Source organism: Mucilaginibacter gossypii (genome assembly GCF_017569325.2).
GTDB lineage: Bacteria > Bacteroidota > Bacteroidia > Sphingobacteriales > Sphingobacteriaceae > Mucilaginibacter > Mucilaginibacter gossypii.
In genome coordinates, this window is record NZ_CP071878.2 from 3,139,002 (window position 1) to 3,151,281 (window position 12,280).

A 12,280-nucleotide genomic window follows, 5' to 3' on the forward strand; every position below is an offset into this window, starting at 1 on the left:
ATATTAATTGATATGAGCGATACTATTAAAAAGCAAACAAACAAATCCGTTGGTAAAAACATCCGGGTATTACGCCATCAGCATGGATGGAGCCAGGAAGATGTGGCTAACCGTTTGGGCATCTCTATTCCTGCGTTTTCAAAAATTGAAACTGGAGTAACTGATATAAACCTGTCGCGTCTTGAACAAATTGCCAATATTTTTGATGTAAACGTTGTGAACATACTGGCCCTCGATGCTGAAGAAACTGATATGAAGCCGTCGAGTTTAAGCCTTGCACAAAAAAAACTGATAGATCGCGAATCAGAAATCGCCAATTTGCAGCGTAAGGTAATATTACTTTATGAAGAGCTGCGTAATAAGGCCGGTGTAGCTATCTAAAGGTGTGCAGTAAACATTACAATTTACCGATAGTGTACATTGTTTGCGTCGCATCAGTGTCCTATCCTATCCACTACATTGCATAGTAGTTAACAATATTTAGCAAAAGGAAATTTGAATAAAAAAGCCTCCCATTTTATGGGCTAATTTATCCGTAATGAGCATTTTATAGCCATTTTGGAGTAATAATTGTGGCATGCAGGTTACTAAAGCAAACTGTATGTCAAATTATCTTATTTCCATATCAAAAAACGAAACCTCGAGCGACGGTATCATCCATGATCCTAAAAGTAAGCTAAAAGTAAAGGCGTTTGATTTGCTGCGGGCACGTTTCAAACCAAGCCAAGGCGAAGTAAGGTTTTTTGTAACTGCCGGCGATGAGACAACATTGGCTTTTGAAACACAGGGCTATAATAAACACAGACAGCTGCTGGTTTTACAAATGATATCGTGGTATTGTATTTACCTTGGGCTTATAGAAGCACAGATCCACTCCAGCCTGCCTGTACACTTTAGTTAAACCCGGAGGAGAACCGGACGCAGCTAAACTCTCGGCGGGTTATGTAGCATGTCGCTCATTTCGATGATCTTTTCATCAATTTCGGATACGCATTTATCCATCATATCCAAACATTCGGCCTGGTCAACCAAGCCTTCTTTTTCAAGGTTGATCAAACCGCGTAACGTAGCTATAGGCCCCCTGATTTGATGTGACAGGTATGACGAATGCTCAGAAAGCTTTTTATTTTTTAACTGCAGATCCTTGGTACGTTCATCAATGATCTCTTCAAGATGATGATTGATCCTATCAAGGTTATCTTTTTGCCGAGATACCTCACCGTTTAGCAATGTAAGCTGTGCATTGGTTTTGGCTTTACGTTTTACATTGCTGATCAGCAAACCAATTACCACAAGCATCAAACCGGCAACTACCGTTACCGCCCAAAATTTCGACCGGTCGTAAGCTTGCCGTTCTGCAATTCTTTCGTTTTCTTTCAGTTGTTCTTCCTGCCTGCGTTTGGCCTCAACCAGGTTCATTTGCGCCGATACGTTGGTTTTATAGGTAACACTATCCTGGGTATATATTTCCCTTAGTAAATTTACCGCACGGGCATAATTCTTTTTATTATATTCCAGTTCGTATGTAGTGTATTTATAATCGTAGTCAAGCTTAGGGTCCTTAACCAACTGTGTATAGGCGGTTCCTTCCTGCACCATCTTTTCCGCATTTTTAAAATCGCCTTTGGTCATGTAAAGCGCTGCCAGCGTAAGGTCAACACTGGCTACTGACTCGTTCAGGTCACGTGCTTTTGCACCGGTATTAGCCTCCAGCAGTAAACCCAGGGCCTTATCGTAATCCTTAAGTTTAAAATAAATAACACCACGGTTTTGCAAACATTGGATCAGGTTTACCGAGTCCCTCAGTTTTTGAAATATGGGAAAGCTTTTATCATAAAACTTAAGCGCCATATACAGGTTATTTTTTCGTGTGTAAACGTTACCTATATTTAAATACAATGAGCCTACCAATTTGGTATCATTTATTTTTTGTGCTATCTCCAGCGATCGGTTAAGATAGGTAAGGGAGCGTTCGTAGTCGTGGTCACGAAATAGGATCCCGATATTATTATAAACCTTGGCTTCGCCCCTGAGGTTATTGTTGCGGGTAAAATATGAAAGGGAGTTCAGATAGTTTTCAATAGCCTTTTCAGGCTGATCAAGGTAGTATTTACCAATACCTATAACACGGTAAGCTTCTGCGATACCATTAATATAATTGAGTTTGACAGACAGCTTCAGCGCCCTGGTGGCATCTTCAACGGTTTGTTCGGGATTTGTAAGCCTATTTGAATAAGCGCTGGTATTCAGGCTTATTACCTCATTAGTATCTTTCGCAGCAACATCAATTATATCATTCGCGTATACCGACAGCGATAATAAAAAGAATAATATAAATGTGCCGATTTTTTTCATTGAAACACTTTTACGTTCTGTTGGGGTGAAAGTTATAAAATAATGCTGAATTATATTTAATGTTAAGAATAAAAAACATTGTGGAAAATTATTTTCATATGTTTTTTTACTCCTATTAAAAACATATCTATATTTGCATTGTTAAATATCTGAAAAACAATATATTAAATACAAAAAAGCCCTATACAATATCACTTCAAATAAATTACAGGCAATTACAATAATATTGCAAAATATATCCTGAGATTTACAATATAATTATAGTTTGTATATCAAATAAATGAAATAATGTGAAAATCGTGCAATAAATTGTATACCATACCGGTAATTAATCCAGATGATATTACATTTAAAATTAGTAATTTAACCCCATAATTAACAGTATAAAAATACGAAACAGAGAATCTTTTTTAAAATTTTAGCAAAACAGAGTTTTTAAAAAACAGAGAGTAAAATCAGACTTTTAAAATATTTGTGATAAGCTTTAAATAAGCTTGACGGATTTTAATAAATATTATATATCGTATTAATTTAAAAAATAGAATATTAAATACAATAATTAATCAATATGAAAAAAACAGTGTTTTTTGTACTCTTTACCATAGGCGCCGGAGTACTCTCATCGTCATCAGTTTTGTCATCATCGGCAAAAAAAGACGTACAGCCAACAGCTGTCAATTTCAACAAAACGCCGGCAGGTTTTAAACGCGACCTGGGAAGCGCCGACTGAAATCCAATTAAATCATACAGGAAGTTCCACATCGATAATATAACACGATCATGAAAAAGATAATCACCATCGCTTTAGCAATTCTGTTCACCGGGGCCATTTCATCCTGCAAAAAGGAAAGACCAAAAGCTGAGTTTGCTAACCTTCACTTATTCGCAACCGGTTACAAAAGAGACCTGGGAAGTGCTGACTGATTTATCCATTCAAGATCAATAAAACATAAAACAACATGAAAAAATTCATCCTCATAGCAATAGCCCTTAGTGCAGGTGCATTATCATCAGCTACAAACAAAAATGACAACAAAACCAAAATGGTGATTGCACCAGTAAACTCGCTGACAACCGGTTTTAAAAGAGACTTAGGCAGCGCCGACTAAAAAACAAACAATAACGAACAAGAGATTTAATAAACAAAAAATATTTACGTACCCCCACATTAAAAACATCATGAAAAATTTAACACTAATAGCGACTTTAGCATTAAGCACCATATTATCGACCGACACATTTGCAAATGCCGCTAACGGCCCTCAACCAAAACGTGACTTAGGTTCTGCTGATGCTCGTGGCCCTCAGCCAAAAAGAGATTTAGGTTCTGCTGATTTCGCCCGTGGCCCTCAACCAAAAAGAGATTTAGGTTCCGCTGATTTCGCCCGTGGTCCTCAACCAAAAAGAGATTTAGGTTCTGCTGATTTCGCCTTCGGTCCTCAGCCAAAACGCGACTTAGGTTCTGCTGATTTCGCTTTCGGTCCTCAGCCAAAACGCGACTTAGGTTCTGCTGATTTCGCCTTCGGTCCTCAGCCAAAACGCGACTTAGGTTCTGCTGATTTCGCCTTCGGCCCTCAGCCAAAACGCGACTTAGGTTCTGCTGATTTCGCTTTCGGTCCTCAGCCAAAACGCGACTTAGGTTCTGCTGATTTCGCCTTCGGTCCTCAGCCGAAACGTGACTTAGGTTCTGCTGATTTCGCCTTCGGTCCTCAGCCAAAACGCGACTTAGGCTCTGCTGATTTTGCTATGTCTGGTCCTGGTCCAAAAAGAGATTTAGGCTCTGCTGATTTCGCTATGTCTGGCCCTGGTCCAAAAAGAGATTTAGGTTCTGCTGATTTCGCTATGTCTGGCCCTGGTCCAAAAAGAGATTTAGGCTCTGCTGATTTTGCTATATCTGGCCCTGGTCCAAAAAGAGATTTAGGTTCTGCTGACTTCGCTATGTCTGGTCCTGGTCCAAAAAGAGATTTAGGCTCTGCTGACTTCGCTATGTCTGGTCCTGGCCCAAAAAGAGATTTAGGTTCTGCTGACTTCGCTATGTCTGGTCCTGGTCCAAAAAGAGATTTAGGTTCTGCTGACTTCGCTATGTCTGGCCCTGGTCCAAAAAGAGATTTAGGCTCTGCTGATTTTATGGCATAATCCACAACTCTTCCATTATAAAATCATATGTTATAAACTAAAATTTGAATAGTTAACAACATGAAAAAATTCATCATTGCAGCAGCGGTTTTAATAGCTACAGGCCTTACCGCTGTATCATTAACTCATAAAGCGCCTAAACAAGAAGCTAAAATAAAAGTCGAGAAAGTTGAGTTTGCCACTAAGACTGCAAATACACCAAAATCAGATCTGGGTTCGGCAGATTGATAATCAATTAGGGAATTATTGAATTGGTGAATTACGGTTTTCGCGATTAATTTTATTCACCAATAAACTAATGAACGAGTGAACCAATGAACTAACTATATTTGCTGCAAACAATAATATTATGCAGCACATAAAGCAATATGTTGAGCAAAACAAACAGCGTTTACTTGATGAGTTATTTGACCTGTTACGTTTGGCATCGGTTAGTGCCGATCCAAAATACAAACCCGAAGTATTAAAAACTGCCGACTATGTGGCAGCAAAGCTCCGCGATGCCGGAGCCGATAATGTTGAAATATGCCAAACCGCCGGCTACCCTATTGTGTACGGCGAAAAGATCATAGATGCTTCTAAACCTACAGTATTGGTTTATGGGCACTACGACGTACAACCGCCAGATCCGTTGGAACTGTGGAAAACACCGCCATTCGAACCAACTGTTCGGGATGGAAAAATATATGCCCGCGGCGCCTGCGATGACAAAGGACAGTTTTACATGCATGTAAAAGCCTTTGAGCTGATGATGCAAACCGGTACACTTCCCTGCAATATTAAGTTTATGATTGAGGGCGAAGAAGAAGTGGGCTCATCCAACCTGGGCATCTTTGTGAAAGCCAACAAGGAAAAGTTGAAAGCCGATGTGGTGCTGATCTCCGATACATCGATGATCAGCATGGAGCACCCTTCGCTTGAAACCGGCTTACGTGGCCTCTCCTATCTTGAAGTAGAAGTAACCGGCCCAAACCGCGACCTGCATTCGGGTGTTTACGGCGGCGCCGTAGCTAACCCTATCACCATACTGGCCCAAATGATTGCCAGCCTGCATGATGAAAACAATCATATCACCATTCCCGGTTTTTATAATGATGTAGTACCTTTGAGCGAAGCAGAACGCAAAGCCCTTAACAGCGCGCCTTATGATGAAGCCGGGTACAAACAAGACCTTGATGTAGCCGAGCTTTGGGGCGAAAAGGGCTACAGTACCTTTGAGCGTACAGGCACCCGTCCTACCCTTGAGCTAAACGGCATTTGGGGCGGCTATATCGGCGAAGGCGCCAAAACGGTGTTACCTTCAAAAGCCAATGCCAAAATCTCTATGCGTTTAGTGCCCAACCAAACGTCAGATGCTATAACCAAACTGTTTACCGACCATTTTTTAAGTATTGCACCTCCCTATGTTAAGGTAAAGGTAACTCCACATCATGGCGGCGAACCGGCTGTAACCCCAACCGACAGTGTGGCTTACCGTGCTGCTCAAAAAGCCATTGCCGAATCATTTGGCAAAGAGCCCATCCCTACCCGTGGCGGCGGCAGTATCCCAATTGTTGCTTTGTTTGAAGCCGAGCTTGGTCTAAAAACAGTATTAATGGGTTTCGGGCTTGATAGCGATGCTCTGCACTCGCCTAATGAGAAATATGATATTTACAATTATTATAAAGGCATAGAAACCATTCCGTTGTTTCACAAATACTTTGCGGAGTTATCAAACTAATGTCATGAAGCTTTAATTTGCGCGATAACGACAGTTATTTTTTGATTTAGGTAAAACAAATAATATATTTATGATATTATCTAACTATACAAAAATCAAAACCATGGCAACTAAAGAATTGGACAAAGAAAAGACCGATGCATCTAAGCAGTTGCGCGATCTCAAATCATCAAAACAGGAAAAAACAAAAACAGCTAAAGCTTTAAGCGAAAATAAAATGAAGCGAAAGCCTCTGCTATAAGATATTTATAACACCCCACGAGCCGGCAAGGGAAACTTACCGGCTCGTTTTACATAATCCCATTACAGCCTTATCCGCATTTCGATCATACGTTTTTTAAATCCTGCCTTTTCATAGGCTTTAATGGCTCCAATATTATCATTATATACCTCGAGCCTTATTTCGGTCAACCCCTGCTCAACTGTCCATTTCTTCAATTCTTCTATTATTGCCTGGTTTACTCCCATACCCCGGTATGCAGGCAGCACATACATAAAACCCAGGTAAGCATATTTTTCAAAGTCATAGTACGCGTCTGGGTTCTTTTTAATTCGGGCATATCCGCTGCCCGCTATCTCTCCTTCAATTTCTGCTACCAAAACCTGCACGTCTGTTGAGGTTATGAAGGCCTCCAAATCATAATAACTGATAGGATCGGGTTTGAGTGTGCTATCAAAAGGGCGTTCGGCAGTAATTATACCCTGCTCAAATTGAAGCAATACGGGCAGGTCTTCAATGGTAGCTTTTCTGATCAGCATATTCGTTAAATAGTAAATCGTTCGCAATCGGCCAAAAATGCTTCATCGGCATCGGCGCCTATGCCTAGCGCGTCGTCGATGGTTAAATGATATCCATCATATATGGCCCCGCCAACACACGGGTCAACCAAATGCCCCAGTTTACAGGTATCCATGTCATAAAACCGGATATTGGGGCTGGCATATACAAAGTGTAATTTAGCGCTTAATGCTATCCGGCTTTCCAGCATCCCTCCCATCATACAGGGTATCCCGTATGAAGCAGCAACGTCATGAATCCTTTTAGCCTCATAAATACCGCCCGACTTGGCCATTTTAATATTGATATAATGGCAGGCCCCGGCGTTGATTTGTTTGCGGGCATCATGGTGGTTGTATACGCTTTCGTCGGCCATGATCTTAACGGGTGATAACTGCATCAACTCGGGTACCCGGTCGTCATACCAGGTACGTATAGGTTGCTCGCAAAACTCAATATCATATTGCGCAATTGACTGCAGTGCAAAAACCGCTTCGTTAAAAGTCCAGCCCTGGTTGGCATCAATACGGATTTTCATACCCGGGCCAACAGCTTCACGGATCTGTTTGATGCGCTCTACATCTTCCACTGCATTTTTGCCCAGCTTCACCTTTAATATATTAGCACCGGAGGCCTTAAAATCAAGCGCTTTTAAAGCCATGGTATGATGTCCGGCGATCCCTATTGTAATATCTGATTCAACAATACGTTTTTCGCCGCCCAAAAACTGGTATAATGGCAGGCCTGCATTTTTTGCAGCTATATCAAACAGTGCATTATCAAAGGCGCTTTTTATAGTGGTATTACCGGCAGTAAAACTGTGAAGTTCGCCAAGCCGGGCTTCGATATCAAGCGCATCCTTGCCTTTCCATAAGCGGGCAAACTCACGCGCCATAATCAGGCAGGTATCCTGTGTTTCGCCAACAATCATCGGGAAAGCCGAGCATTCCCCTACACCGTAAAAACCGGCATCGGTATGCACACGGATAAAAACATTTTGGGCGTGAGATAATGTTCCGGTAGCAATGGTAAACGGCTCCATCGGGATGCTGAAGCGGTAGATATCTGTATGCGTGATGGTAATTTGCTGATTTTCCAAATTGTAGATGTTTAAAAGCTAAAATAAAACAAATATTTGCAACAATTAACCAACGTAATTTGCGTATTATAAGTATTAGTTTATATTTGCACTACTTCAATACAAGTAACAATTCAATTTTAGCCTCTTTTGCCCTTCCAATCAGGGAAATTTGCCTGGCTAACTTTCAACTTTCTTAAAAAATTATTACCATGGCTAAAGAAAACACGCCTGCAAATTTTGATTATAACTCAACCAGGAATAAACTGATCCTGTCTGAATATGGCCGTAACGTACAAAATATGGTTAAATATATTGTAGCGCTGCCAACCAAAGAAGAACGCAACCGCTACGCACAGGTAGTTATTGACCTGATGGGCTTTTTAAACCCCCACCTGCGCGATGTGGCCGATTTTAAACATAAACTGTGGGACCACCTGCACATCATTTCTGATTACCAGATTGATGTGGATTCACCGTACCCCAAGCCATCGCCTGATGCTGTGCATATTAAACCCGCACCTTTAAATTACCCTCATCAGCGTATCAAATACAAACACTATGGCAAAACCATTGAGCTGATGATTGAAAAGGCCAAAGCCATTGAGGAGCCGGAACGCAAACGCCACATGATCCAGGCGATAGCTAACTTCATGAAAATGGCTTATGTGCAATGGAACAAAGACTCGGTGAGCGATGAAAGCATCCTGTCAGATCTATATGCTTTATCGGGCGGTACGTTGAAACTGGAAGAGAACATCAACCTTAACCGCGTTGATTTCCGCCCTAATAACTTTCAGCAAAACAATACCAATAATAACAACCGCGGCCGCAACAATAACCAAAACAATCAAAACCGTGGCGGCGGTAATGGCGGCAGGCAAAACAATAATCAAAACCGCAACAACAACCAAAACCGCAACCGTAACAACGGCGGCGCAAAAAAATATTAACCCCACCCAACCCTCCCCTTCAGGGGAGGGCTTTTGCTTTTCTTCTGCTTTCCCTCTTTCATAAAAGTATCTTTTGGTACAGGATATTTAGCAAGGTTTTTCCATTAATTTTCTAATCTTTGCCGCAAATAAATTATTTGACAAAACCGATCATAGCTTTTACAGTTTATCATTGGTGATCTTATCAATTATCCGAAACTCCGCATGACTAACGCATTTGTAATAAATGGCGGCAAACCGCTAAAAGGTGAAATAACCCCTCAGGGTGCAAAAAACGAAGCTTTACAGGTTATATCTGCCGTATTGCTTACTGAAGAAAAAGTAACCATCAGCAACATCCCCGATATTAAGGATGTAAACAAACTGATAGAGCTGCTTGGCGATATGGGCGTTATTGTTCAACGTATTAACGAGCATACTTACACCTTTGAGGCCAAAGACATCAACCAGGATTTTTTCTTGTCTGAAGCTTTTAAATCAAAGGGCGGCGGCTTACGTGGTTCTATCATGATAGTTGGCCCCTTGCTGGCACGTTTTGGCAAAGCATCTATCCCTAAACCGGGTGGCGATAAAATTGGTCGCCGCAGGTTGGATACCCACTTCCTGGGTTTCGAGAAACTGGGGGCCCAATTTAATTACAATCCCGAAAATGGTTTCTTTAATGTAGATGCCTCTAACCTGCAAGGTACTTATATCCTGCTGGACGAAGCTTCTGTAACAGGAACGGCCAACGTGGTAATGGCCGCGGTATTAGCCAAAGGCACTACTACTATTTACAACGCCGCCTGCGAGCCTTACCTGCAGCAGCTTTGTAAAATGCTGAGCCGTATGGGTGCTAAGATCAGCGGTATTGGCTCAAACCTGCTAACTATTGAAGGTGTTGAAAAATTAGGCGGTACAGAGCACCGATTATTGCCCGACATGATCGAGATCGGTTCATTTATCGGCCTTGCAGCCATGACGGGATCTGAGATTACCATTAAAGATGTTCAATACAAAGAATTGGGCATGATCCCCGACGTTTTCAGGCGTTTAGGTATTAAACTGGAGCTTAGAGGTGATGATATCTTTATCCCGGCCCAGGAACATTACGAAATAGAGACTTTTATCGACGGCAGTATCATGACCATTGCCGATGCACCATGGCCTGGCTTTACCCCCGATTTATTAAGCATCGTGCTGGTTGTAGCTATCCAGGCCAAAGGTTCGGTACTGATCCATCAAAAAATGTTTGAGAGCCGCTTATTCTTCGTGGATAAACTGTTGGATATGGGCGCGCAGATCATTCTTTGCGATCCGCACCGTGCAACCGTTATTGGCCTGGATAACCAGGTTAAACTGCGCGGCATTTCCATGACCTCGCCAGATATCCGCGCCGGGGTTTCATTGCTGATTGCCGCACTTTCGGCACAAGGCCAGTCAACCATTTACAATATTGAACAAATTGAACGCGGCTATCAGCATATTGATACCAGGCTTAAAGCTTTGGGCGCTGATATAACCCGGATCTAAGTTTAGGTTAAAGGCGAAAGGTTAAAGGTTAAAGGTAGCTGCACAGCGCGGCATCCTTTAACCTTTTTCTTTTAAAAACCTTTCGCCTTTTACCTTTTGCCTTTCGCCTCAAAATACTACCTTTAAAAAACCATTATATTAACAATGCCTTACAAAAACCGGAAATCTACCTACGTTTATTTTGTACTGATATTTGTATTTATTAAAGTTGTTCTTAATCTTTTCGCGATATCGCATTTTGGTTTTCACAGGGATGAGTTTTTGCACCTTGTACTGGCCGATCACCTGGATTGGGGATACAAGGAAGTACCGCCGTTTATAGCTATCCTGGCAAAAATTTCTTTAACTTGTTTTGGCAACTCGGTTTTTGCGGCAAGATTGTTCCCGACCCTGTTTGGAGGGCTTATTGTGCTGCTTACCGGCCTAATCGTCATTGAATTTGGCGGAAAGAAGTTTGCCATAACCCTTGCTTGTTTATCGCTCATTTTTGCGCCTGCTTTTGCAGCAAGTGACTATCTTTTTCAGCCTGTAGTATTCGATCAGTTTTGGTGGGTACTAACCGTTTGGCTGCTCGTAAAATACCTCAACACTACCGATGTAAGGTACCTATACTGGCTTGGCGCAGCCGTTGGCTTTGGCGTACTTACTAAGTACACCATGCTGTTTTTCGCCACGTCGCTGGTTATCGGTATCCTTATCAGCAAACAACGTAAATTACTGTTCAATAAGCATATTCTCGGTGCTGCCTTCATAACAATAGTTATCGTACTGCCTAACCTCATCTGGCAAATAACACATCACATGCCTGTATTTACGCATATGAAAACCCTGCGTGAGCAGCAGTTGGATTACATTACCCCAACCGACTTTATTAAACAACAATTACTGGTCAATGGCGTAGCTTTATTTGTATGGCTTAACGGACTGGCGTTCCTGATATTTTCATTCAGGCTACGTAATTTCCAGTTTCTGGCATTGGCTTACGCGCTCATCTTCTTTTTTTTACTGATGATGGATGGTAAAAGCTATTACATATTTGGCGCCTACCCTATGCTGTTTGCGGCAGGGGCTTTCGGTTTCGAACGTTTATTAAAAACGAGTGGGTATGTTTTGCGTACTGCGACAATTATTTTATTTACTTTACCAAACCTTGTTTTATTCCCGATAGTACTGCCTATACTCCCGCTATCGCAAACGCTGGCATTCTTCAGGTTTGCCGATAAACATCTCCCGCCTGCTCGCTTTGCCATGACCTGGGAAGACGGTAAAAAACACGCCACCACCCAGGATTATGCCGACATGCTGGGCTGGGATGATATGGCAGCATTGGTTGATAAAGCTTACAAAAGCCTTAATCCCAACGATCAGAAACAAACTTTAGTTTATGCCGATAACTACGGTGAAGCCGGCGCCATCCATCATTATGGTAAGCAATACGGTTATCCCGATGTAATATCACTGAACAGCAGCTTTACCCTTTGGGCACCCGATAGCCTCAAATGCAAATACATGATTTATGTAGATGAAAACGGTGGAAAAAATATTAAGGAATTTGTGGAAGGGAAAATGATAGGCAGTTTTACCAAAGTTGGAGAGGTAACCAATCCGCTTGCAAGAGAGAAGGGTACGGCTGTGTTTATCATTACACCAAATTACCGGTTAAATGAACGGTATTCTCCTGAGTTAGCGAAGAAGAGGTTGGAGTAAAGGCCTTTAAATCTTCCCTGAAGGGAGACTTAAATTTAGAT

General features: G+C 41.8%; 15 protein-coding genes. 12 read left to right on the forward strand and 3 right to left on the reverse strand.

Going from position 1 to position 12,280, the window contains the following annotated elements:
- The first annotated feature begins 12 nt into the window (after window positions 1-12).
- Together J3L18_RS13065 and J3L18_RS13070 are read left to right on the forward strand one after the other, a co-directional pair.
- Window positions 13-381: a helix-turn-helix domain-containing protein gene (locus J3L18_RS13065; protein WP_091175464.1), complete on the forward strand. Its 369-nt coding sequence runs from the start codon at window positions 13-15 to the stop codon at window positions 379-381.
- A gap of 220 nt (window positions 382-601) precedes the next feature.
- Window positions 602-901 carry a hypothetical protein gene (locus J3L18_RS13070; RefSeq protein ID WP_129571954.1) on the forward strand — a complete coding sequence of 100 codons (300 nt, stop codon included), beginning with the start codon at window positions 602-604 and terminating at the stop codon, window positions 899-901.
- A 23-nt stretch (window positions 902-924) separates the two neighbouring features.
- On the opposite strand, the gene J3L18_RS13075 is transcribed toward J3L18_RS13070, so the two are convergent.
- A complete protein-coding gene (locus J3L18_RS13075; protein ID WP_091175469.1) occupies window positions 925-2,355 on the reverse strand; it encodes a tetratricopeptide repeat protein in 1,431 nt (476 codons plus the stop codon).
- A 568-nt stretch (window positions 2,356-2,923) separates the two neighbouring features.
- Between J3L18_RS13075 and J3L18_RS13080 the strand changes: the two genes are divergently transcribed.
- The 7 genes from J3L18_RS13080 to J3L18_RS13110 all read left to right on the forward strand — a co-directional run bounded on the left by J3L18_RS13080 (window position 2,924) and on the right by J3L18_RS13110 (window position 6,452).
- Window positions 2,924-3,085, forward strand: a complete 162-nt coding sequence (locus tag J3L18_RS13080) for a hypothetical protein (protein ID WP_167516174.1) — start codon at window positions 2,924-2,926, stop codon at window positions 3,083-3,085.
- A 50-nt stretch (window positions 3,086-3,135) separates the two neighbouring features.
- Entirely contained in the window at window positions 3,136-3,279 is a 144-nt protein-coding gene (locus J3L18_RS13085; RefSeq protein WP_167516175.1) for a hypothetical protein, read from the forward strand.
- A gap of 35 nt (window positions 3,280-3,314) precedes the next feature.
- Entirely contained in the window at window positions 3,315-3,464 is a 150-nt protein-coding gene (locus tag J3L18_RS13090) for a hypothetical protein (RefSeq protein ID WP_189549512.1), read from the forward strand.
- A 70-nt stretch (window positions 3,465-3,534) separates the two neighbouring features.
- On the forward strand, window positions 3,535-4,491 hold the full coding sequence (locus J3L18_RS13095) for a hypothetical protein (RefSeq protein WP_208102447.1): 957 nt from the start codon (window positions 3,535-3,537) through the stop codon (window positions 4,489-4,491).
- 60 nt (window positions 4,492-4,551) lie between these two features.
- Complete coding sequence (locus tag J3L18_RS13100; RefSeq protein WP_167516178.1) at window positions 4,552-4,719, forward strand: hypothetical protein; 168 nt, start codon at window positions 4,552-4,554, stop codon at window positions 4,717-4,719.
- A 121-nt stretch (window positions 4,720-4,840) separates the two neighbouring features.
- Complete coding sequence (locus J3L18_RS13105; RefSeq protein ID WP_112652020.1) at window positions 4,841-6,211, forward strand: dipeptidase; 1,371 nt, start codon at window positions 4,841-4,843, stop codon at window positions 6,209-6,211.
- A 103-nt stretch (window positions 6,212-6,314) separates the two neighbouring features.
- A complete protein-coding gene (locus J3L18_RS13110) occupies window positions 6,315-6,452 on the forward strand; it encodes a hypothetical protein (protein ID WP_188831604.1) in 138 nt (45 codons plus the stop codon).
- Between the two features lie 62 nt (window positions 6,453-6,514).
- Here J3L18_RS13110 and J3L18_RS13115 read toward each other — a convergent pair whose 3' ends face one another.
- Together J3L18_RS13115 and J3L18_RS13120 are read right to left on the reverse strand one after the other, a co-directional pair.
- Window positions 6,515-6,970: a GNAT family N-acetyltransferase gene (locus J3L18_RS13115; RefSeq protein WP_129567492.1), complete on the reverse strand. Its 456-nt coding sequence runs from the start codon at window positions 6,968-6,970 to the stop codon at window positions 6,515-6,517.
- 5 nt (window positions 6,971-6,975) lie between these two features.
- Window positions 6,976-8,073, reverse strand: a complete 1,098-nt coding sequence (locus tag J3L18_RS13120) for a mandelate racemase/muconate lactonizing enzyme family protein (protein ID WP_129567570.1) — start codon at window positions 8,071-8,073, stop codon at window positions 6,976-6,978.
- Between the two features lie 206 nt (window positions 8,074-8,279).
- On the opposite strand from J3L18_RS13120, the gene J3L18_RS13125 reads away from it, so the two are divergent.
- From J3L18_RS13125 to J3L18_RS13135, 3 genes are all read left to right on the forward strand, one after another.
- Window positions 8,280-9,020, forward strand: a complete 741-nt coding sequence (locus tag J3L18_RS13125; RefSeq protein ID WP_090524547.1) for a DUF4290 domain-containing protein — start codon at window positions 8,280-8,282, stop codon at window positions 9,018-9,020.
- Window positions 9,021-9,224: 204 nt separating this feature from the next.
- Window positions 9,225-10,532 carry a UDP-N-acetylglucosamine 1-carboxyvinyltransferase gene (gene murA, locus J3L18_RS13130; protein ID WP_129567493.1) on the forward strand — a complete coding sequence of 436 codons (1,308 nt, stop codon included), beginning with the start codon at window positions 9,225-9,227 and terminating at the stop codon, window positions 10,530-10,532.
- 144 nt (window positions 10,533-10,676) lie between these two features.
- Complete coding sequence (locus J3L18_RS13135) at window positions 10,677-12,239, forward strand: ArnT family glycosyltransferase (protein WP_129567494.1); 1,563 nt, start codon at window positions 10,677-10,679, stop codon at window positions 12,237-12,239.
- The last annotated feature ends 41 nt before the right edge of the window (window positions 12,240-12,280 follow it).

What these genes read in the sequence shown, in the direction of transcription:
- J3L18_RS13100 (WP_167516178.1), top strand. Translation starts at nt 4,552, where the DNA reads ATGAAAAAATTCATCATTGCAGCAGCGGTTTTAATAGCTACAGGCCTT.
- J3L18_RS13080 (WP_167516174.1), top strand. Translation starts at nt 2,924, where the DNA reads ATGAAAAAAACAGTGTTTTTTGTACTCTTTACCATAGGCGCCGGAGTA.
- J3L18_RS13065 (WP_091175464.1), top strand. Translation starts at nt 13, where the DNA reads ATGAGCGATACTATTAAAAAGCAAACAAACAAATCCGTTGGTAAAAAC.
- murA (WP_129567493.1), top strand. Translation starts at nt 9,225, where the DNA reads ATGACTAACGCATTTGTAATAAATGGCGGCAAACCGCTAAAAGGTGAA.
- J3L18_RS13105 (WP_112652020.1), top strand. Translation starts at nt 4,841, where the DNA reads ATGCAGCACATAAAGCAATATGTTGAGCAAAACAAACAGCGTTTACTT.
- J3L18_RS13070 (WP_129571954.1), top strand. Translation starts at nt 602, where the DNA reads ATGTCAAATTATCTTATTTCCATATCAAAAAACGAAACCTCGAGCGAC.
- J3L18_RS13095 (WP_208102447.1), top strand. Translation starts at nt 3,535, where the DNA reads ATGAAAAATTTAACACTAATAGCGACTTTAGCATTAAGCACCATATTA.
- J3L18_RS13125 (WP_090524547.1), top strand. Translation starts at nt 8,280, where the DNA reads ATGGCTAAAGAAAACACGCCTGCAAATTTTGATTATAACTCAACCAGG.
- J3L18_RS13090 (WP_189549512.1), top strand. Translation starts at nt 3,315, where the DNA reads ATGAAAAAATTCATCCTCATAGCAATAGCCCTTAGTGCAGGTGCATTA.
- J3L18_RS13085 (WP_167516175.1), top strand. Translation starts at nt 3,136, where the DNA reads ATGAAAAAGATAATCACCATCGCTTTAGCAATTCTGTTCACCGGGGCC.
- J3L18_RS13115 (WP_129567492.1), bottom strand. Translation starts at nt 6,970, where the DNA reads ATGCTGATCAGAAAAGCTACCATTGAAGACCTGCCCGTATTGCTTCAA.
- J3L18_RS13075 (WP_091175469.1), bottom strand. Translation starts at nt 2,355, where the DNA reads ATGAAAAAAATCGGCACATTTATATTATTCTTTTTATTATCGCTGTCG.
- J3L18_RS13135 (WP_129567494.1), top strand. Translation starts at nt 10,677, where the DNA reads ATGCCTTACAAAAACCGGAAATCTACCTACGTTTATTTTGTACTGATA.
- J3L18_RS13110 (WP_188831604.1), top strand. Translation starts at nt 6,315, where the DNA reads ATGGCAACTAAAGAATTGGACAAAGAAAAGACCGATGCATCTAAGCAG.